This is a genomic window from Pseudomonas sp. FW300-N1A1 (assembly GCF_058789115.1).
This window is the reverse complement of record NZ_JBYTBK010000031.1, coordinates 24,156-44,942: the sequence shown is the minus strand read 5'-3', so window position 1 is coordinate 44,942 and position 20,787 is coordinate 24,156. Positions and strand designations below refer to the sequence as shown.

At 60.2% G+C, this 20,787-nt stretch carries 20 protein-coding genes; 3 read left to right on the top strand and 17 right to left on the bottom strand.

Going from position 1 to position 20,787, the window contains the following annotated elements:
• Nucleotides 1-16 precede the first annotated feature (16 nt).
• The 5 genes from AC3WQN_RS19345 to AC3WQN_RS19325 form a co-directional block, all read right to left on the bottom strand.
• The gene (locus AC3WQN_RS19345) at nt 17-1,006 is read right to left on the bottom strand and encodes an ABC transporter ATP-binding protein (protein ID WP_103400754.1); all 990 of its coding nucleotides are present in this window, start codon (nt 1,004-1,006) and stop codon (nt 17-19) included.
• Nucleotides 1,003-1,803, bottom strand: coding sequence for an ABC transporter permease (locus tag AC3WQN_RS19340; RefSeq protein WP_103400755.1), 801 nt, complete (start codon nt 1,801-1,803; stop codon nt 1,003-1,005). The genes AC3WQN_RS19345 and AC3WQN_RS19340 overlap by 4 nt, the downstream gene beginning before the upstream one ends.
• Nucleotides 1,790-2,626, bottom strand: a complete 837-nt coding sequence (locus tag AC3WQN_RS19335; protein WP_178081916.1) for an ABC transporter permease — start codon at nt 2,624-2,626, stop codon at nt 1,790-1,792. The genes AC3WQN_RS19340 and AC3WQN_RS19335 overlap by 14 nt, the downstream gene beginning before the upstream one ends.
• A 5-nt stretch (nt 2,627-2,631) precedes the next feature.
• Entirely contained in the window at nt 2,632-3,438 is an 807-nt protein-coding gene (locus AC3WQN_RS19330) for an alkaline phosphatase family protein (RefSeq protein ID WP_103400757.1), read from the bottom strand.
• 83 nt (nt 3,439-3,521) lie between these two features.
• Nucleotides 3,522-4,589 (bottom strand): ABC transporter substrate-binding protein, encoded by a 1,068-nt coding sequence (locus AC3WQN_RS19325; RefSeq protein ID WP_095143992.1) that lies wholly within the window; start codon nt 4,587-4,589, stop codon nt 3,522-3,524.
• A 361-nt stretch (nt 4,590-4,950) separates the two neighbouring features.
• Between AC3WQN_RS19325 and AC3WQN_RS19320 the strand changes: the two genes are divergently transcribed.
• Nucleotides 4,951-5,664, top strand: coding sequence for a UTRA domain-containing protein (locus tag AC3WQN_RS19320; protein WP_103400758.1), 714 nt, complete (start codon nt 4,951-4,953; stop codon nt 5,662-5,664).
• A gap of 342 nt (nt 5,665-6,006) precedes the next feature.
• Here the strand turns inward: AC3WQN_RS19320 and AC3WQN_RS19315 are convergent, their stop codons facing one another.
• The 8 genes from AC3WQN_RS19315 to minC form a co-directional block, all read right to left on the bottom strand.
• Nucleotides 6,007-8,163 carry a mechanosensitive ion channel family protein gene (locus tag AC3WQN_RS19315; protein WP_103400759.1) on the bottom strand — a complete coding sequence of 719 codons (2,157 nt, stop codon included), beginning with the start codon at nt 8,161-8,163 and terminating at the stop codon, nt 6,007-6,009.
• Between the two features lie 77 nt (nt 8,164-8,240).
• The gene (locus AC3WQN_RS19310; RefSeq protein WP_178081912.1) at nt 8,241-8,417 is read right to left on the bottom strand and encodes a hypothetical protein; all 177 of its coding nucleotides are present in this window, start codon (nt 8,415-8,417) and stop codon (nt 8,241-8,243) included.
• 136 nt (nt 8,418-8,553) lie between these two features.
• Nucleotides 8,554-9,843: a M18 family aminopeptidase gene (locus AC3WQN_RS19305; protein ID WP_095143990.1), complete on the bottom strand. Its 1,290-nt coding sequence runs from the start codon at nt 9,841-9,843 to the stop codon at nt 8,554-8,556.
• 96 nt (nt 9,844-9,939) lie between these two features.
• The gene (locus AC3WQN_RS19300) at nt 9,940-11,043 is read right to left on the bottom strand and encodes a hypothetical protein (protein ID WP_103400760.1); all 1,104 of its coding nucleotides are present in this window, start codon (nt 11,041-11,043) and stop codon (nt 9,940-9,942) included.
• Nucleotides 11,044-11,094: 51 nt separating this feature from the next.
• Nucleotides 11,095-11,730 (bottom strand): RluA family pseudouridine synthase, encoded by a 636-nt coding sequence (locus tag AC3WQN_RS19295; protein WP_007940846.1) that lies wholly within the window; start codon nt 11,728-11,730, stop codon nt 11,095-11,097.
• 90 nt (nt 11,731-11,820) lie between these two features.
• Nucleotides 11,821-12,075 (bottom strand): cell division topological specificity factor MinE, encoded by a 255-nt coding sequence (minE, locus tag AC3WQN_RS19290; RefSeq protein WP_095078363.1) that lies wholly within the window; start codon nt 12,073-12,075, stop codon nt 11,821-11,823.
• Entirely contained in the window at nt 12,075-12,887 is an 813-nt protein-coding gene (gene minD, locus AC3WQN_RS19285) for a septum site-determining protein MinD (protein ID WP_095143987.1), read from the bottom strand. The genes minE and minD overlap by 1 nt, the downstream gene beginning before the upstream one ends.
• A gap of 199 nt (nt 12,888-13,086) precedes the next feature.
• On the bottom strand, nt 13,087-13,824 hold the full coding sequence (gene minC / locus AC3WQN_RS19280) for a septum site-determining protein MinC (protein WP_103400781.1): 738 nt from the start codon (nt 13,822-13,824) through the stop codon (nt 13,087-13,089).
• A 119-nt stretch (nt 13,825-13,943) separates the two neighbouring features.
• Between minC and AC3WQN_RS19275 the strand changes: the two genes are divergently transcribed.
• Together AC3WQN_RS19275 and AC3WQN_RS19270 are read left to right on the top strand one after the other, a co-directional pair.
• On the top strand, nt 13,944-14,876 hold the full coding sequence (locus AC3WQN_RS19275) for a lipid A biosynthesis lauroyl acyltransferase (RefSeq protein ID WP_103400761.1): 933 nt from the start codon (nt 13,944-13,946) through the stop codon (nt 14,874-14,876).
• 46 nt (nt 14,877-14,922) lie between these two features.
• Nucleotides 14,923-16,095: a patatin-like phospholipase family protein gene (locus AC3WQN_RS19270; RefSeq protein ID WP_103400762.1), complete on the top strand. Its 1,173-nt coding sequence runs from the start codon at nt 14,923-14,925 to the stop codon at nt 16,093-16,095.
• A 60-nt stretch (nt 16,096-16,155) separates the two neighbouring features.
• Here AC3WQN_RS19270 and AC3WQN_RS19265 read toward each other — a convergent pair whose 3' ends face one another.
• The 4 genes from AC3WQN_RS19265 to AC3WQN_RS19250 form a co-directional block, all read right to left on the bottom strand.
• Complete coding sequence (locus AC3WQN_RS19265; RefSeq protein ID WP_103400763.1) at nt 16,156-17,010, bottom strand: pirin family protein; 855 nt, start codon at nt 17,008-17,010, stop codon at nt 16,156-16,158.
• A gap of 210 nt (nt 17,011-17,220) precedes the next feature.
• Nucleotides 17,221-18,006 (bottom strand): outer membrane protein OmpK, encoded by a 786-nt coding sequence (locus tag AC3WQN_RS19260; RefSeq protein ID WP_103400764.1) that lies wholly within the window; start codon nt 18,004-18,006, stop codon nt 17,221-17,223.
• 384 nt (nt 18,007-18,390) lie between these two features.
• Complete coding sequence (locus AC3WQN_RS19255; RefSeq protein ID WP_103400765.1) at nt 18,391-19,176, bottom strand: outer membrane protein OmpK; 786 nt, start codon at nt 19,174-19,176, stop codon at nt 18,391-18,393.
• 147 nt (nt 19,177-19,323) lie between these two features.
• Entirely contained in the window at nt 19,324-20,682 is a 1,359-nt protein-coding gene (locus AC3WQN_RS19250) for a nucleobase:cation symporter-2 family protein (RefSeq protein ID WP_103400766.1), read from the bottom strand.
• Between the last annotated feature and the right edge of the window lie 105 nt (nt 20,683-20,787).

Here is a 20,787-nt window from a genome sequence, read left to right as displayed (position 1 = left end):
GGGCGCCGCCAGAACATCAGGCTACCTCACACAGGGCAGTGGGATCGATGGAAAGTGCCAGGCGCTGACCGTCGGCATGCAGGTCGGCCGCCGAGCGGTTCAGCACATCCACCACCAGTTCCACACCGCGCGCTTCGATCCGATAGCGAATCACATTGCCCAGCAGGCTATGGCTGCGGATCAACGCATCCGGCTGGCCATCGAGGCTCAGCTCGATGGCTTCGGGGCGAATCGCGATGCGGCTGTTGATGGGCCGTTGCAGCAGTTGGCTGGCGCTGGCCGCGTCGAGCAGGTTGTAGTTGCCAATGAAGCCGGCGGCGAACGCATCGACGGGTGCAGTGTAGAGCGTCTCGGCATCGCCGCTCTGTACGATCTTTCCCTGGTTCATCAGGAAAATCCGGTCAGACATCGTCAGGGCTTCTTCCTGATCGTGTGTGACGAAGATGGTAGTCAGCCCCAGTTCGCGCTGGATCTGCCGGATCTGCTCGCGCAGGTGTTTGCGGATCCGCGCATCCAGCGCCGACAACGGCTCATCGAGCAGCAACAGGCGCGGGCGGGTGACCAGTGAACGGGCAAGGGCCACGCGCTGGCATTGGCCGCCGGACAGTTGATGGGGGTAGCGCGCGGCGAAGTCGGTCAGTTCCACCAGTTGCAGCACCTCCAGTACGCGCTTGCGACTGTCGTCGGCGTTGACCTTTTGCATGCGCAAGCCGAAGGCGACGTTCTGTTCCACGGTCATGTTGGGGAACAGCGCATAGCTCTGGAACACCATGCCAATCCCGCGCTTCTGAGGGCTGAGGGGCACCAGGTCCTGGCCCTCGAGCAGGATCTTGCCCGCGTTCACCTCGGTCAGCCCGGCGATGCAGCGCAGCAGGGTGGATTTGCCGCACCCGGACGGACCGAGCAGGGTGACGAATTCGCCTTTCTGGATTTCGCAGTTGATGTCGCTGAACACGGCGGTGCCGGCGTAGCTTTTTTGCAAGTGTTGGACGCTGACGAAGCTCATTGGCTTTTGTCCTTGTTCAAGATATTGGCAGCCCAGGTCAGAACCAGCACAAAGAAGAAGTAGGAGATCACCAGCGCGCTGGTGAAGTGACCGCTGCTATTACGCATGTTGTTGAGGTAGACCTGCAGGGTTTCGTAGCGAGTGCCGACGAGGATGTTGGCGAACACGAACTCGCCGAACAGGAACGAGAACGACAGCAGCAGTGCCACCATCAGGCCTTTGCGCAGGTTCGGCAGCACCACCAGGAACGCCGCCTGCCAGGTACTGGCGCCCAGCAGTTGGGCGGCATCCATCAGGTCGCGCAGGTTGATCGCCTGCAGGTTGTTGGTGATCGCCCGGTACATGAACGGCAAGGCGACGGTGAAGTAGCACCCCACCAGAATCCACGGCGTACCGACCATCGCGAAAGGCCCCGAGCCATAGAGCTGCAACAGCCCCACCGAAGACACCACCGGTGGCACGGCAAAGGGCAGCAGGATCAGGATGTTCATCAACGGGTCGAGTCTTGGAAAGTGGTAGTGCACCACGAACAGCAGCGGCAGAATCAGCACCACCGAGAGTATCAGCGCCCCCACGCACACCAGCAGCGATTGACCGAAGGCCGCGAGAAAGCGCGGGTCGCTCCACAGCTGGATATACCACTTGAAGGTAAAGCCGCTGGGCAGGATTGTCGCCGACCAACTGCTGGCGATCGAGTAGATCAGGGTGCCGGCCAGTGGCAGCAGCAGAATGGCAAACAACAGGTAAACCACCACGCGGTGGTACACGGCGACAGAGCCGGATTCAACGCGAGACATGGTAGCTCCTCTTCAACAGCAACTGATGGACCACGGTCACCAGGGTCATCAGGCTCACCAGCACGACCGCCAGGGCACTGGCCATGTTCGGGTCCAGGGAGATGTCACCCGAGACCATCGCCGCGATGCGGATTGGCAGCACGTTGAAGTTACCGGTGGTCAGGGCGTAGACAGTGGCGTAGGCCCCCAGGGCATTGGCCAGCAGGATCACGAAGGTCCCGAGCAGGGCCGGGGTCAGTACCGGCAGACCGATGTGCCGCCAGAATTGCCAGCCGTTGGCACCCAGCAGCGCCGCCGATTCACGCCAGTCTTCGCGTAAGGCGTCGAATGCCGGATACAACAGCAAGACGCCCAGGGGAATCTGGAAGTAGGTGTAGAGAATGATCAGCCCGGTTTTGGAGTACAGGTTGAAGTCCTGGATGATCCCGGCTTGCTTGAGCATGATGGTGATGCTGCCGTTGAAGCCCAGCAGAATGATGAAGGCAAAGGCCAGGGGCACGCCGGCGAAGTTGCTGGTCATGTTGGCGAAGGCGTTGACGAAATTGCGCAGTTTCGAGTCGACCCGGCGCAGCGAGTAGCTGCCCAGGATTGCAATGACGATGCCGAACACGCTGGACCAGAAGCTGATCTCCAGGCTGTACTGGATCGCTTGCAGGTAAAACTTCGAGCTGAAAATCTTGCTGAAGTTGGCCAGGCCCCAGCCGAACTCCTCCGATTGCAGGCTGTTGATCATCACCCAGGTCAGCGGGGCGATCTGGAACACGATAAAGAACAGCGCGAAGGGCACCAGGCACAGGGCGGCCAGCCATTTGCCGCGAGTCATGGAGTTCACTTCAGCAGCTCCCTGCACACAGGTTTGTCGTGGGCCACACCCAGCAGTTCGCAGACGGTGCCGCAGATGTCGGTCTGTCTGGGGGCGGCGCCGGCATCGAGGCTGAAGGCATCGCCAAGGACGAACAGCGGCACTTCCCGTTCCTCGGCGAGCAGGCCGTTGTGGGAGCGGTCGTTGTTCATGCCGTGATCGGCGGTTACCAGCACCTGATAGCCGGCGTCGAGCCAGCCTTGCAGGTAGTCGGCCAGGATGATGTCGGCCGAGCGGGCGCTGTTACGGTATTGCGGGGTATCGAGGCCGTGCTTGTGCCCGGCATCGTCGATGTTCATCGGGTGCACCAGCATGAAGTTGGGTGCATGGCGCAGGCGCAGGTGTTCGGCATCGGCGAACAGGTGCGAGTCGGGGTAGTGATCGTTCCAGTAGAAGTGACCGTGCTGGATCGGCAACGCCGTGTCGTCGGTGTGTCGGTCCCGTGCCGCCACGAACGGCGAGCGGTTGTACAGCTCACTGACCCAGTGATAGGCCGCCGCAGCGGTCGTGAGGCCGGCCTCGGTGGCGTAGTGATAGATGCTGCGCTGATTGGACAGGCGCGAGATGTTGTTGTGGACAATGCCACTCTCGATCGGTGGCACGCCGGTGAGGATGCATTCGTAAAGCGGTCGGGACAGGGAAGGCAGTTCGCACTCCAGTTTATAGAGTGCCGCGCGTCCTGCGCCGATGTAGGCCTGCAAGTGCCCCATGGCGTGCCGGGCAACCTCGTAGTTGAGGCCGTCGAGCACGACAAGGATGACGTTGTGCTTCATAGGGGCGATGACTCCGAAAGCGAAACTGGATCAAATCGTCGTAGACGCTGCCGCAGCCTGCGGCAGCGCCTACAGTTTCAGCATTACTGCATGTTGATAATGACTTCTTCCTGCCACATCTGAGGAAGAGCCTTGGAGGTCTTTTCCCATGCATCTGCGTCTTTGATCGGGGTCACGTTTTTGTACTGCTCGTTAGGCAGCAGCTTGGCCTTCACGTCTTCCGGCAGCTTGATGTGCTCGGCGCGAATTGGACGGGCATTGCCTTTGGCCAGGTTGATCTGGCCGGCGTCGCTGAAGATGTATTCGCGGGCCAGTTTGGCTGCGTTCGGGTTCTTCGCGTACTTGTTGATGATGGTGGTGTAGCCGGAAATCACCGAACCGTCGGATGGGATCAGCACCACGTAATCATCCGGATTGGCCATCTTGGCCTTGTAACTCAGGCCGTTGAAGTCCCAGACCACGCCGACTTCGATTTCACCCTTTTCCATGGTGGCAATCGTCGGGTTGGCCATCGACAGGCGGCCTTGCTTGGCGATATCGGCGAAGAGCTCCAGCGCCGGTTGAATGTTCTTCTCGTTGCCGCCTTTGGAAATAGCGGCGGCCAGCACGCCGTTGGCCGCTTGTGCGGCGGTGCTCACGTCACCGATGGATACCTTGTATTTACCCGTCTTGAGGTCAGCCCACTGGGTGGGTGCTTCGGAACCGTGCAGCAGCTTCTTGTTGACGATGAAAGCGATAGTGCCGGTGTAGGCCAGTGCCCAATTGCCGTCCTTATCCTTGGCCCAGGCCGGAACCTGATCCCAGGTGCTTGGCTTGTAAGGCTGCACCACGCCTTGCTTGACCGCGATCGGACCAAACGCCGCACCGACGTCGCCGATGTCGGCGCTGGCGTTGTCTTTTTCGGCGGCGAACTTGGCGATTTCCTGAGCCGAACTCATGTCGGTGTCGATATGTTTGAGGCCGTAGGTCTTGGCCAGGTCTGCCCAGGTGCCTTTCCAGTTGGCCCAGTCATCGGGCATGCCGACGCTGTTCACGGCGCCTTCCGCCCGCGCAGCGGCTTCCAGGGTTTTCAGATCGGTATCAGCGGCCATGGCACTGGTGCACATGGCAATGGTCGAGCCTAACAGTGATGCCAGGAAAAGCTGTTTCATCGAAAGCTCCTTTGGGCGTATTCAACGCTGCGTTTTATCGATCGTTTGCGGTTGGGTTGGTCTAGGTCAGCAATACCTGAGCCAATTTAGGTGCGCTGGATGACACTTTGATGTCGGCCTTGCGCACTCCCGCTTTTCTTTCGCTTGGGCGCAATGCTCGCGAGGTAAGCGTAGACCATGGTTACGGTCCCGGTTTTCAAGGACTTGGCCGTTAATTTGCACAGACCTTGCGTCGCCATCCGGCGGCTTTGTCATGGATCAGTCATATGGAATGCCTAGGCTTGCGCTACGTTTGAGGAGGCGTCTTTTGGCGCGTTCCGGCCCCGAATCAGTGCTGGTCTAGTCCAGATAGGTAACGTTGATGCGTGAAGAGGCAATCAAGGCGGTGACAGCCATCGGTCAGGTCCTGCAGGAACAGATCGATCATGGCTTGCTGGCACCGGCGAGCAAGTTGCCGGCCGAGCGCAAGCTCAGTGAGCTGTTCGGCACCACGCGCATCACTGTGCGTGAGGCGCTGTTGCAGCTCGAAGCCCAGGGGCAGATTTATCGTGAGGAGCGTCGCGGCTGGTTTGTATCGCCCCCGCGCCTGGCCTACAACCTGATGCAACGCAGCCATTTTCACGCGATGGTCAGTGCCCAGGGGCGGGAGCCATCGACCGAGGTGATCTCGGCGCGTTTGCAGCCGGCGTCGGCGGCGGTGTGTGACTGGCTGCAGTTACCGGCGCTGTCGAGTGTGATTCAGATCTGCCGGTCTCGGCGCATTGATGGGCGGTTGGTACTGTATGTGGAGCATTACCTGAATCCGCAGTTTTTTCCGGGGGTTCTCGAGTTCGATTTGAATCAGTCGATTACCGAGTTGTATGCGCGGCATTACGATTTGCATTATGGGCGGGTGCGGTTCGAGATTGTGCCGACGTCGTTACCGGTGGATGCGGCGGCGGCGTTGCGGGTGTCGCTGGGGAGTCCGGGGTTGCGGATTGCTCGCGTTAATTATGATCAGTATGAGCGGTTGATTGATTGTGATCTGGAGTTCTGGCGGCATGATGCGATTCATGTGGGGGTTGATGTGGTTTGAATGATTACGGGGGGGGGGCGTGATGGCGGCCTGGCTCTTGCGGGGGTACATATCCGTTGCTGCGGTCATGGCGACTTATGGTTTCGCCTGACGGCGACTCACTTTTTTTACAAGCGCCTAAAAAAAGTAAGCAAAAAAACGCTTCGGTATGACTCACCCACATAGGTAACAAAACAGTTCAAGCACATAGGTAACAGTCTTTAACTGGCACTGGTCGATTCCGAGGATCTGACCATGCCGTGGCGAGGGAGCTTGCTCCCGCTGGGCTGCGGAGCAGCCCGCTTTGGTTGTTTGTGGCTGGTGGGAATGCGGCCCTGAACGCTTCGCGTCCGCTTGTAAGGCTTACTCCTTCTCTTGCCCGCCACCGGCGGTCATCACTTGAATGTTCATCCTCGGTGTTGCCAGGTCCAGCCCGGCTTCGTCGAGGTGGCGTTTGAGGGACAGGTTGAAGGCTCGCGACACCTCCCACTGCTTGATCGGTGCGGTTTTGAATCGGGCGCGGAGGATGGCGTTGCCGGATTCGAAGCTTTCCACGCCCTGGATTTCCAGGGGCGACCAGATGTTGCGTCGTTGCAGGGGGTCGGTGCGTATTTTCTGGCCGACTTCGCGCATCAGTTTGATGGCGTCGTCGATTTCCATATTGGAGGGCACGGCCACGCGGAAGATGGCGTAGCCGAATTCCCGTGAGTAGTTCTTGATGCTTTTGATTTCGCTGAACGGGATGGTATGGACGATGCCATCGATGTCCCGCAGGCGCACGGTGCGGATGGTCAGGCCTTCGACGGTACCCAGGTGGCCGCCGACGTCGACGTAGTCGTCGATGGCCAGGGAGTCTTCGATGATGATGAACAACCCGGTGATCAGGTCGGCCACCAACGACTGCGCACCGAAACCGATGGCCAGGCCGATCACGCCGGCACCGGCCAGCAGTGGCGTGACGTTCATGCCCATATTGGCCAGGGCCACGATCAGCGCAACGATGAAGATCGCCACGAACAGCACGTTGCGGATCAGCGGCATCATGGTCTGGGCGCGGGCGTTGGCCAGGCCCTTGCGCGAGCGGGTGAGGGCGTGGTGCACGGCGGTGTCGCTGAGGATCCAGATCAGCCAGGCGAAGATCAGGGTGCCGGCCAGGCTGAACAGTTTGACGCTGACATCGTGGCCTTCGCCTTCGGTGAAGCGGATCAGTGACAGGCCCCAGACCCGCAGGCCGAGTTCGATGAACGCCAGCCACACTATCAGGTGCACCAGGGTGTAGCAGAAATTCTTGAGGCGCTCCGAATACAGGGCATGGCGCTTGGCGCCGCGTTGTGGCTTGAGTGCCTGGCGGTGGACCAGGCCGTTGACGACCATGCACACCACCAGCAGCACGGTGCAGATCAGTGATTGGCGCAACGCTGTGCTGGTATCGCCGGCTGACAGGAAGGTGGCAAACAGCGAGACCCCCACCAGTACCAATGCAGGCAAGTACCAGAAGGTCCCGAGAATATCGATGGTGTCGCTCAATGCCCGGCGGGTCAGGCGCCTGGACAGTGGCTGGTTGCGGATCAGGTGGGCGATGGGCCGGCGAAAACGCAGGATGAACAGGCCGGTGAACAAGGCGGCCAGCACATTGGCCACGGTCGCGGTGCTGTGGGCCAGGTGGACGCCGAGGCTGGTGACCAGTCGCGGGTCGTTCAGGGCTTCGCCGAAGGCGGCAAAGCTGCCGATCAGCCACAGTGGGCGGAAAGCCTGATGCCGCAGGATGTACAGGGCGCGGTGGCGGTGCGGGCCGTCGAGCAGGGAAAATGCGATGACGCAGACAGCCGAGAAGCAGGTGCCGACCACCAGCGCATAGGCCAGCACCATGGCCAGGTATTTCCCCAGCGACGACGGTAGCGCATAGCTCATGTACACGGTGATTAGCAGGGCGATCAGCCAGGGGCCGAGTTTGCGCAGGGCGAACCGCAGCAGGTCCCAGGTCTTGGGGTGTTGCGGTAATTCTTCGGTCAGGCCGAAGCGCGTGCGTAAACGATGGCTGAGCCAGATCAATGCGGCCGCCAGCAGGCTCCAGAGCATCAGGATCAGGGCGAAGGCAAAGACGATGGGCAGCCATTCACTGGCGGGCAGTAGCAACGCGTTGAATTCTTCCTTGGCCAGGTCGAACTCGGCGGACCAACGTGCGAGTGGACTGGCGTCGCCGTAAAACTGTTTTTCGAGGTTACCCAGGGTACTGCCGATCAGGCCGAGCACCCCATCTTCGACGGGCGGCTGGGCTTGTTTGGTGGCGTCGCGCAACTTCTTCAGGTCAGCCAGCAGCCGGGTCCGTTGCTGATCGTTTTCCAGCGACTTGATCACCTCGTCCAGCGATTGCCCCAATGGTTCCGTGGCCTCGGGCTGGGCCTTGGCTGAGCCGCCGAGCAGGCCCGGCAAGCCGACCGCATGGGCGGGTGCCATGGGCAGCCACATCAGCAGGCAAATCAACAGAGCGGATGGCAGGGCAAGCAGGCGAGCGAACACGGGGGCGGTCAACCTCGATAGGTACAGGTTGACCGAGTGTACGAGGGGGGCAATACCAATGCGAGCGCAGTGCGCTTTTATTCGTTGAGTTTGGCGAGGATCTTGATCACGACGGTGGCGAGGATGGTCAGCATTCCGACCCACATTGCAAACACGCCGGCGTTTTTGTCGCGAAAATTGAAGCCGATGGCCAGCAGGATCATGCCCGTCAGGATAGGGATGAGCAGGGCGTTGAACAGAGACATCGAGATCATGGCGATGGCCTTAGAAATGTACAGGTTTGAGTTTAGGTGGCTTTCGTGCGGGACAGATTGATGTTTGTCACTGATGGCTCAAGTAGCCCGGGTGCCGGATGGGGCGAGGGAACACGGTCCCTCGCCACCCCCAGGCTCAAGGCAATTGGCGAGAGGCGTAGAACGCGCTGAGCACTTTCACCAGGTGGATCAGGTCATGGCTGCCGCACAGTTCACGGATCGAGTGCATGGCGAAGGTCGGCAGGCCGATATCCACGGTGCGCACACCCAGGTGGCTGGCGGTGATCGGGCCGATGGTCGAGCCGCAGCCCATGTCGCTGCGGACCACAAAGCTCTGCACCGGGACTTCTTCGGCCATGCACAGGTGGCGGAAGAACCCAGCGGTTTCGCTGTTGGTGGCGTAGCGCTGGTTGCTGTTGACCTTGATCACGGGACCGGCGTTGAGTTTCGGACCGTGGTTGGCGTCGTGCTTGTCGGCGTAGTTGGGGTGTACGCCATGGGCATTGTCGGCCGAAATCAGCAGGGATTTCTGAATGGTGCGTACGAACTCTTCGCCTTCAGGCAACAGGCGCCGCAGGGTCTGCTCCAGCATCGGGCCGTCGGCACCGCAGGCCGAGCAGGAGCCGACTTCTTCGTGGTCGTTGGCGACAAACACGCAGGTTTCGTCGGTCTCGGCATTGAGCAATGCTTGCAGGCCGGCGTAGCACGACAGCAGGTTGTCCAGGCGCGCGCCGGCAATGAAGTCACCATGCAGGCCGATCACGGCAGCGCTCTGGGTGTCGTAGAAGCTCAGCTCGTAGTCGAGCACCACGTCGGCGTTCAGGCCGTGCTCCAGGGCGAGCTGATTGGTGAGCACCGCGCGAAAGTCCACGCGCTCGTCACCGGCAAACTGCGCGAGGATCGGCGGCAGTTCGGTCTGTGCATTGATGGCCCAGCCCAGGTTGGCATCACGGTTGAGGTGGATGGCCAGGTTGGGAATGGTGGCAATCGGTGTCTTGAAGTCAATCAGCTGGCTTTCGACCTTGCCGTCACGGCGGAAGGTCACACGGCCGGCCAGCGACAGGTCGCGGTCAAACCACGGGGCGAGCAGCGCGCCACCGTAGACTTCGACGCCCAACTGCCAGAATCCCTGGCGTTGCAATTCAGGTTGCGGCTTGACCCGCAGGCAGGGGCTGTCGGTATGGGCGCCGACCATGCGTATGCCGTCGTACAGTGGGGAGTTGCGGCCCATCTTGATGGCAACGATCGAGGAGTCGTTGCGGGTCACGTAGTAACGACCGTTGGCTTCGGTGGTCCAGGGCTCGCGCTCATCGAGGCGCTGATAGCCCGCCGCTTCCAGACGCTGGACAAGGCTGGCAGTAGCATGGAACGGGGTAGGGGAGGCCTTGAGGAAGTCGATCAGGCCTTGGTTCAACTCTTCGCGCATAAGTAGCTCCAGACAGCAGTGTCGCGAGTTTAACGTATTGGCCCAAGGCTTTGGGCAAGTGCTTTGGGGGCACGGCAACGGACTCGCGACAGGGGATCAATGTGTCAAACGCTTGCGCAGATAGGCAATGATGGTCTGTTCATCGGCCGACTTTGCAGGCTTGGGCAAGTGTTTTGGCCAGCGACCTTTTCCGTTCCCGAAGAATTTTTTCTGCGTGCTTTCGTCCCAGCGCAGAATCTCCCGGGAGGCGGATTCCCACCACTCATGCCGACAGACTTCGTAGTACGGGTGATCGGGAGCTGCGCTGCCATACAGCAGGTCGCGGCCGACTTTTTTCACGCCGCCACGCGTGTTGCGCAACTTCCATTTGATCCGCAGGCGCTGCCAGGGCGAGGGAAAGGGTTTGCAGCGTGGCACTTCGGTGCAGAGCACCGGGAGTTCGGGGCGAAACGCTTCGCCATGTCGGGTGAAGAAGTGCTTTTGCATGGCATGGAAAAAGCGTTTCTCGGCGAAGTAGTGATAAATGAACTTCTTCGCTTCTTGAACCGGCTTGCCGCGCATCGCGAATGACAGGGCAATCTGCTCGATCGTATGGATATCGAACGAGTCCCGGGTCCATTCGTCGATGAGCTGGACGGTCGTTTCAAGCAGCGGGGTATCGGCGTCGGTAACGCCACACAGGCCGCTGTTGTATAGCTTGAAGCTGTTTTGCGCGCAGATGCCATGGGCGAGCAGGCACTGGCCCAGCTTCACATAGTCCGGGCGCTCGCACACGTAGCTCCAGTCGTACTCAAAGCGGTCCATCACATACTGTCCTGGCCCGATCCGCTCGAAGAGGCGATGGGGGTTTTCCAGAAACAGGGTGTCGGTGTCGACGAACAGGGTCTTTTGCGCCAGTTTCAGCCCTTCGGCGATGGCGCAGGCCTTGCGTCGGTGGTGATAACCGTTTTCACCCTGCCAGGCGGTGAGGGTCTGCTCGCTCAAGGCGATGGTGTCGACCGGCCAGCCCGCATAGTCCTGCGGGCGATCGGTCATGACCCTGATGCACAGTGACTCGCCCCGTTTGAGTTGGGACAGGGCGGTGAGCATGCTGAACTTGGCTTCGCGCCGGTACACGTCTTTGTCGCCGTAGACGAGATAAAGCAGCTGTTGCGGGGCTTTCTCGAGGGGTGTCGACAATGGGAGTGAGTTAAGCGTCATCGGTCCGGGGTCCTTCAGGTGTCGATGGGTTACACGAGCAAGGTCAGGCACTTAAAACGGTGCCGGGCACTCAAAGCGCAGGCGTTCGCCACTTTGCGGGTGGGTAAAGCTGAGCATGCTGGCATGCAGGCATAACCGCGGCCAGGCCGCCAGGGCCTGAGGGTGGGCATAGAGCCCGTCGCCCAGCAGCGGATGACCGATGGACAGCATGTGTACCCGCAACTGGTGCGAACGGCCGGTGATGGGCGTCAGCTCCACGCGGCACCAGTCGCCGCAGCGCTCCAGCACGCGCCAGAAGGTCAGCGCATGTTTGCCGAACTCATGATCCACCACATGCCGTGGCTTGGTCGGCGGGTCATAGCGCAGTGGCAAATCGATGCTGCCACTGTCCAGTTCCGGTTGGCCCCAGCACAGTGCGGTGTAGGCTTTTTCGGTTTCACGGTCATGAAACTGCCGAGACAGTTCGCGATGGGTATCCGGGTCGCGTGCCAGCAGGATGATCCCTGACGTTTCCCAATCCAGTCGATGGACAATTCGGGCTTCCGGGTAGCCGTTTTCTTGCAGGCGGGTGATCAGGCAGTCCTTGTTGTCATCGGCGCGACCGGGCACCGAGAGCAGCAGCGTAGGCTTGTCCACCACCAATACGGCGGCGTCCTGATGGATGATGCGGATATTCGACAGCGGCATTAAAACAGCCTCGTAACAAACGCCAACGGCGGCTCAGGCCCTTTCCTGTTCGGAAAGGGCCTGAGCCGCCGTGGCTCCAGCCGGATCGACTCAGCGATCTGGCAGGGTGATATTGAGTTCCAGAATCGAGCAGCTGCCCTGGTTTTCCAGTGCGACATGCACATCATCGGACCCGATATTGACGTACTTGCGGATCACCTCGACCAACTCCTTCTGTAGGGCTGGCAAGTAATCAGGGGAGCTGCGTTGGCCGCGTTCGTGCGCCACGATGATCTGTAGACGCTCTTTCGCTACCGATGCGGTGTTTACTTTTTTGTTGGCACGAAAGAAGTCAAAAAGGTTCATTATCTACCTCCAAACAGGCGCTCGAAGAATCCCTTCTTCTCGACATCAAGGAACCGGTGTTCGCGGTCTTTACCCAACAGGCGATCAACGGTATCGCTGTAGGCCTGGCCAGCATCGCTCTGGTCATCGAGGATCACCGGAACACCCTGGTTGGATGCCTTGAGCACCGCCTGGGATTCAGGGATCACGCCGAGCAAGGTCACCGAGAGGATGTCCTTGACGTCTTCGACGCCGAGCATTTCGCCCTTGCTCACGCGCTCTGGATGGTAACGGGTGATCAGCAGGTGTTCCTTGATCGGGTCTTCGCCTCTTTCGGCGCGACGGGACTTGCTGGCCAGCAGGCCCAGCATGCGGTCGGAGTCACGTACCGAGGACACTTCCGGGTTGGTCACGACGATCGCTTCATCGGCGAAGTACATGGCCAGGTGGGCACCTTTCTCGATACCGGCCGGGGAGTCGCAGACCACGAACTCGAAATCTTCCTTGAGTTGCATCAGGACTTTTTCCACGCCTTCGACGGTCAGCGCGTCTTTGTCGCGGGTCTGGCTGGCGGCCAGGACGTAGAGGTTCTCAAGGCGCTTGTCCTTGATCAGGGCCTGCTGCAGGTTGGCTTCGCCGTTGACCACGTTGACGAAGTCATACACCACGCGACGCTCGCAACCCATGATCAGGTCGAGGTTACGCAGGCCGACGTCGAAGTCGACGATGACTGTTTTGTGACCACGCAGAGCGAGGCCGGTACCGATAGCGGCGCTGGTGGTGGTTTTACCCACACCACCCTTGCCGGATGTAACCACGAGAATCTTGGCCAAGGTGTTTTACCCCTAAGGAAAAAGGACGTTTAGCCCCGAAAAACATCTCTTGAAAACTACTGCAGTCGGACAGCCTTGGCTGGAATCCGGCCTGGGGCGGGGTTTACCTCCGGTAAACACAGCCTTGTGCCTTTTCCCTACTTCGTTTGAGCCGTTTTCACTACGTTTTAGAGATGCTTGGAAAATGCGGCAGTATCCGTTAAAGCCGAATGATGTTCAACACGTCGCCCGACAGGCTGACTTGTACGCCAGTGCCCCATAGCGGATCACGGCGCAGGTCCTCGGAAACCTTGTAATGGCCGGCGATGGACAGCAGTTCAGCGCTCATTTGCTGACAGAAAATCCGTGCCTTGGTGTCACCTTTTACACCGGCCAGCGCACGACCGCGCATCGGGCCGTATACATGGATGTTGCCATCGGCGAGAAGTTCCGCCCCCGGGCTGACCGAGGAAACCACTACCAAATCGCCACCCTGGGCGTAAATCTGCTGGCCACCCCGTACTGGCGAAGTGATGATTCGCGTCGGTTTTACCGTGGGCTCCGGCGGTTTTTCCGGTTTTTTCCTGATTTCGCCTTCCAGCGGGTCGAGCGGCCGTTCACGGGCGCCGGACGGTGGCAAGACTGGCAGGTCGACCGCAATCGCCGCCGCAATGTCTTCGATGCGGCTGGCGCGGATGGCCAGTGTGCGCAGGCCATGCTGGCGACAAACACGCATCAGCGCGGGCAGGTCCACGGCGCCTTCGCTGGCCGGGAGCTTGTCCAGGGCCAGCACCAGCGGGGCATTGCTGAAGAAATTGGGGGCCAGAGCAACCTTCGCCGCCAGTTGACGGTCGAGGTTTTCCAGGTCGTTACGGGCCAGTTCCAGCACCGTAATGGCGAGCATGCTGCCCTTCAACTGGAACACGGGATCTTGGTCTAGCGGGTCGATTTGGCTCATGGTCGGCATAAAACGGCTTGTCACTAAAAGTGCCGAGACTTATAACGAGAACGCCCGCAGGCCGCAAGCCGGGTCGAACCGTTGTAGAATGCGCGGCCATTGTCTTTCCGGAATCGTTAATGGATCGCCCGCAATTTCGAGCTGCATTTCTTTCGCCACGTTTTTGGCCGCTATGGTGCGGTCTAGGGCTGCTGTGGCTGGTCGTTCAATTGCCGTATCTGTGGCTGCTGCGCATCGGTCGCGTGCTCGGTGCCGGCATGTATCGGGTCGCCAGCGACCGCCGCCGCATTGCCAAGCGCAACCTTGAGTTGTGTTTTCCGGAAAAAACACCTGCCGAACGCAAGCGGTTGCTCAAGGAAAACTTCGCCTCTACCGGCATCGCCTTCTTTGAAATGGCCATGAGCTGGTGGTGGCCGCGCGAGCGTCTGGCGCGCCTGTCCCACATCGAGGGCCTGGAGCACCTCAAGCAGGCTCAGCGCGAAGGCAAGGGCGTGATCCTGATGGCCCTGCACTTCACCACCCTGGAAGTCGGTGCGGCCTTGCTCGGCCAGCAACACACCATCGACGGCATGTACCGCGAACATAAAAACCCGCTGTTCGATTTCATCCAGCGCCGGGGCCGCGAGCGGCACAACCTCGATTCGTTGGCCATCGAGCGCGAAGACGTGCGTGGCATGTTCAAGTTGCTGCGCTCGGGCAGGGCGATCTGGTATGCACCGGACCAGGATTACGGCGCCAAGCAGAGTATCTTCGTGCCCTTGTTCGGGATCATGGCGGCCACGGTTCCGGCCACCAGCAAGTTCGCCAAGCTGGGCAAGGCATTGGTGGTGCCGTTTACCCAGGAGCGTCTGGCCGATGGCAGTGGTTACCGACTGGTGATCCATGCGCCGTTCAACGATTTCCCCGGGGAAAGCGACGAAGTGGATTGCATCCGCATCAACCAGTGGATCGAACGCGCCGTCAGTGCGTGCCCGGAGCAGTATCTCTGGGCTCACCGACGCTTCAAGAGCCGCCCGCCAGGCGAGCCGAAACTGTACGACAAGCGTGGTTGAGCCAACCCCGCTGGATTGAAGCCCCCAGGCACCATGGAGTGTTGCGATGAGTTCAGCTGAGCCGGTTACAGGACTGATTCTTTCCGGCGGTGGGGCTCGTGCGGCATATCAGGTGGGGGTGCTGGCGGCCATTGCCGAATTGCTGCCCCCCGGGGCTGCCAACCCGTTTCCGGTGATCGTCGGCACGTCGGCCGGGGCCATCAATGCGGTGAGCCTGGCCAGCGGGGCGACGGACTTTACCGCGGCGGTCGAGCGCCTGACCGCATTCTGGCAAGGCTTTCGCAGCCGACAGGTACTGCGCAGCGACTGGCCAGGGGTGATCCGCCAGGCCAGTCGCTTTGTCATTCACAGTTTGCTGGGGATCGGCGCCAAGGTCCCGGTGGCGCTGCTCGACAGTTCACCGCTGCGGGAACTGCTCAACGACAAACTGGATCTGTCCGGGATTAACCAGGCCATCGCCCAAAAGCAATTGCACGCCGTGGCATTGACCGCGTTCGGCTACGAGTCCGCGCAGGCCGTGACCTTCTATCAGGGGGGCCGAAGCATCGATGCCTGGCTGCGCCATCGGCGCATCGGCGTGCCGACGCAATTGACCGTTGATCATTTGCTCGCCAGCTCGGCGATCCCGTTGTTGTTTGCCCCGGTGAAAATCGAAAACGAGTATTTCGGCGACGGGGCCGTGCGGCAGTCGGCCCCCATCAGCCCGGCATTGCACCTGGGCGCCAACAGGGTGCTGGTGGTGGGGGTCAGCGGCAATCCGCGCGGTGTCGACCCGGATAACCCCTTACAACGTACCTACAGCGGACAGCAGCCGTCACTGGCGCAGATCGGCGGGCACATGCTCAACAGTACATTCATTGACAGCCTGGAGAGCGACATCGAGTTGCTGCAGCGCTTGAACCAGTTCAGCCATGTGATGCCCCCGGGCAGTTCGGCCCGCAAGCTGGGGGTGGCGCCCGTGGAGGTGCTGGTGATTGCGCCGAGCCAGCCGATCGACGAGATCGCCGCGCGTCACCGCCAGGAGCTGCCGGCGGCGTTGCGCCTGTTCCTGCGCGGGCCGGGTGCGACCAGGACCAGCGGTGCCGGGGTGTTGAGCTATTTGCTGTTCGAATCCGGATATTGCAGTGAACTGATCGAGCTTGGCCGGCGCGATGCCTTGGCCAAGCGCGATGAGTTGTGCCGGTTTTTGCGGTTGCAGGAGCCTGCCATCCCGGCTTGAGTACCGTGCGCGGCCATCGCTAGCTGGCTCGCGATGGCTTGGTTGCAGGCGTGGAGCACCTCAGGCGGTCAGCCGGTCATCACGAAAGTCCCGGAGCGCCTGTTCGATCTCGTCCCGGGTGTTCATCACGAATGGCCCGTACTGCACGATCGGCTCACCCAGTGGCTTGCCAGCCATCAACAGCACGCGGGCTCCCGACTGGCTGCTCAGGTGAACGGTTCCTTTATCCGACAAACGGACCAGTTTACCGGCGCCCACACTGTGCGGATGGCCCGGCAATTCGATGCTGCCTTCGTAGACATACAGCAGCGTCCGATGCCCGTCCGGCAGTTCTGGCGTGATGTGGCTGCCCGCTGGCAGGTGCAAGTCGAGGTAGTGGGGTTCAGTGTCTGGCCGTTGTACCGCGCCAGCCTGTTTGACCACACCCTCTTCGAACAGGCCGGCGATCACCAGCACCTCGACACCTTGCGCGGTTTTCACGCGTGGCAGTTCGGCCGGTGCAATGTCGCGATAACCGGCCGGGTCGAGTTTGTGCTTGCCCGGCAGGTTCAGCCACAGCTGGAAGCCACGCATCACGCCTTGTTCCTGCTCCGGCATTTCGCTGTGGATGATGCCTTTGGCCGCCGTCATCCATTGCACGCCACCGCTTTGCAGCAAACCGACGTTGCCCAGGTGGTCTTCATGGCGCATCCGGCCTTCGAGCATATAGGTCACGGTTTCGAAACCACGGTGCGGGTGAGGTGGGAAGCCCGCGATATAGTCGTCGGGATTTTCCGAGCCGAATTCATCAAGCATCAGAAACGGATCGAAGCGCTCGACCCCCGGGCCACCGAAGACGCGAGTGAGTTTGACCCCGGCACCATCAGAGGCGGGTTGGCCGGCGTGCAGGCTGAGAACTGTACGAAATGAAGTCATGGGTGCACTCCCTTGAAAGAATGGAATGGCACCATGCTATGCCAGTCATATCGATCAATGGTTGCGAATTTTTTGATGGTTTAATCAGTTTTTTAGATGTAGATCATTCCCGCGCAGCGCAGGGGAATGATCCATCACCGCCGGCATGGCCCCTTGCACTCGATGCGCTCGTGCAGGGGGCGGCCGGAGACTCGATCGGGTTGAACCGGATCAGAAGTGCACTTTCACCAGGAAGCTGGTCACGCTCTGGTCGGTCTTGAAGCCTTGGCTGTCTTCGATACCGTACTTGTTTTTCCAGTAATCGTATTCGACACCCACGTACAGTTGCTTCTCGCCAAAATGCAGCGCCTTGCCCAGGTCGTACTTGATCTGTGGGTTGAAGTGCAGGTTGGCGTGGTATTCGCCTTTGTCGTTCACGTCGTTGTCGACTACCCAGTCCATGAAGCCGTCGATCAGTACGTCAGAGCTGCCCACTGGAATGGTGTAGGACCAGACCGGAGTGACCTGCCAGACATCATCACCCGGGCGGCCCCCTTCGGTGTGGCGGTTGTAGAAGTTCAGCTGGAAGTAGTCAAAGCCCGGAATCGCCAGGTCGAAGCCTGGACCAATCAGGTAGGACTCGGTGTCGTCTTCGCCAAACTCATAGGTCATGGCCAGCAGGACGTCCTTGATCGGGCCGAATTCAAATTTCTGGTCGAAGATCTTGCCGAACGACAGGCGCGGCTGGAGTTCGCCGTAGTGGCTGTTCTCACCCGCGAAGGCATCCTCTTTACCGTTGTAGAAAATCTTGTCGATGAAGAAGAAGTTGTCGCCGTACTTCCAGGCATCGGCGTGCTCGAACGTCACGGTCTGCTGGATACGCGGATTGACTTGAAAGTCTTTGCCGTAGAGATAACTGAGGCTGTTGTTCTGCCACAGCAGCAGATCTTCGGCCATTGCCTGGCCCCCTGCCAGCAAGGATCCCGCGAGCATCAGGCTAGCGCACATACGTTTCATTCGGTTGCTCCCAAAGTAGGTGGTTCCACGTTTTTTTTGTCAGACGGCGCTCTGGTGTGGCGCCTTTTCTCGGTATTGCAAAAATCATCCAATCGGTCAGCTTCAGAGCACCCGGCAAACGCTGGGCCAAGGCTTTTAAAAAGCAAAAGAACGCCTGCCCGCCTGTTCGAAAACAGTCGGTCAAGCGTCCATTCGGCTTTTAGTTGACTCTGCCTCGTGACCGTCCAGAGCCGGGATAAGTTGGCTTTCTGGTCAGGATTTAGATCCGGGCTTTTTTTTAGACCAGATTCAGACGGCCGCGGAGAATACTGGCTCCCGCGCCATGGCTCAAGCGCCCCGCAACGGAGCACCGGAAACAGACCTGGGGCATCGTTGCGGGCCATTCTAGAAGTGCACCTTGACCAGCAGGCTGGCGGTGTTTTGGTTGGTGTCCAGGTTCGAGCTGTGCTCGACGCCGTACTTGTCTTTCCAGTAGCTGTACTCGGCACCGACATAGAGTTGTTTCTCGCGGCCGCTCAGCGCCTTGCCCAGGTCGTACTTGATCTGCGGATTGAGGTGCAGGTTGGCGTGGTACGTGCCGCGCGAGTTCTGGTCGTTGTCCACCACCCAATCGAGGTAGCCGTCGATCAGGACGTTGGAGCGGCCAACAGGGATGGTGTAGGACCAGGTCGGCGTAATCTGCCAGACACCGTCGCCAGGGCGTGGGCCTTCGGTCTGGCGGCGGTAAAAGTTCAGCGTGACGTAGTTGAAGCCAGGCACGGCGAGATCGAAGCCGGGACCGATCAGGTAGGCCTCGCTTTCGCCTTCGCCGTATTCATAGGTCATGGCCAGCAGCACATCCTTGATCGGGCCGTATTGCAGTTTCTGATCGAAGATCTTGCCCGCGGACAGGCGTGGGCTGAACTCGCCGTAAAAGCTGTGGGGACCTTTGTTGGGGTCTTGCTGGCCGTTGTAGAAAATCTTGTCGACGAACAGAAAGGTGTCGCCGTACTTCCAGCGGTCGGCGTGCTCGAACGTCACCGTCTGCTGGATCGAGGGATTGATCGCAAAATTCTTGCCGTACAGGTAGCTCAGGCTGTTGGTCTGCCACAGCAGCAAGTCCCCGGCCATGGCCTGGGTGGCCGCGAACAGTGTGCCGCTCAAGAGCAGGCTTGAAGGTGTACGTAACATGGTATTGCTCCCTGATTATTCTTATTTTTAAAGCGCAGGCAGCCGCCGACTGCGACCGGATCGGCTGCCGGTCTGCCTGTCATGCGTGTACGTCGTCTTGCGGGTCGAGCGGTGAAAAGGGCGGCCATTGCGCCGCCCGTCAATCGATCAATGGGCGTTTGCGTGACAATCGTTGATGGCCGCGCGTTCGCTACCGCCGAGGATGTTGAACAACAGGTTCAGCGTCAGTGCGCTGAGGGTGGCCATGGCAATGCCGCTGTGGGTGATCGGGCTCATCCACAATGGCAGGTGAGCAAAGAATTCCGGGCGAACCACGGGAATCAGGCCCATGCCGATACTCACCGCGACCAGCAGTTGATTGCGACGGTCGGCGATGTCGGCTTCCTGGAGTATCTTGATCCCGGTGGCCGCGACCATGCCGAACATGGCAATCGCCGCGCCGCCGAGTACCGCCGGTGGAATCGAGGCGACCAGAAAGGCCGCTTTGGGCAGCAGGCTCAGCAGAATCAGCAACCCGCCGGCGACGATGGTCACCGAGCGGCAACGCACGCCTGTCATCTGCACCAGGCCGATGTTCTGGGCGAACGAGGAGTGGGTAAAGGTGTTGAGGAAGCCGGCAAAGAAGGAAGCGCCGGCATCACACAGCAAGCCGCGGCGCAGCATGCGGGGGCAAACTTCCTGGCCAGTGATCTTGCCCAGCGCCAGGAACATCCCGGTGGATTCGACGAAAATGATCACCACCACCAGGCACATCGACAGGATCGGCGCCAGGTGGAACTGCGGCATGCCAAAGTGCAGCGGCGTGACCACCTGAACCCAGGGAGCCTGGGCCATGCCACTGAGGTCGACCATGCCGATCAGGCCGCAGAGGATGTAGCCCAGGCCCATGCCGATCAGCACCGAAATGTTGACCCAGAAACCGCGCATGAAGCGGTGGATCAACAGGATGGTGCCCAGTACCAGGGCGGCGATGGCCAGGTAAACCGGAGAGCCAAACTCTGCCGCGGCATTGCCACCACCGGCCCAGTTGACGGCGACGGGGAACAGCGACAAACCGATCGAGGTGATGACGGTGCCGGTCACCAGGGGAGGGAAGAGGCGCACCACTTTGGACATGAACGGTGCGATGAGCATGCCGAAGAACCCGGCGGCGATGGTTGCGCCGAAGATTCCCTGCAGACCTATACCAGGCATGCCGGCCATGGCCACCATGCTGCCGACGGCGGCGAAACTGGCGCCCATCATCACCGGCATGCGGATCCCCATGGGGCCTATCCCCAGGGATTGCACGATGGTGGCAATACCGGCGACGAGCAGGTCGGCATTGATCAGGAAGGCGATTTCCTCACGACTCAGGCCGGCGGCCTGTCCGATGATCAGCGGAACCGCAATGGCTCCGCCGTACATCAGCAGAACATGTTGCAGACCCACCAGGATCAGTTGCAACACAGGCAATCGCTGAATGGCGGGTGCGTCGGGGATGCGCGCTTCGGGTGACACGGACATGCAACACCTCGGATCTTTTTTATTCTTGTGATTGAACAGCGGCGGGGGTGCGAGCCACTGTCTTTGCATCATTTCTTGTGGCGAGGGAGCAGGCTCCCTCGCCAC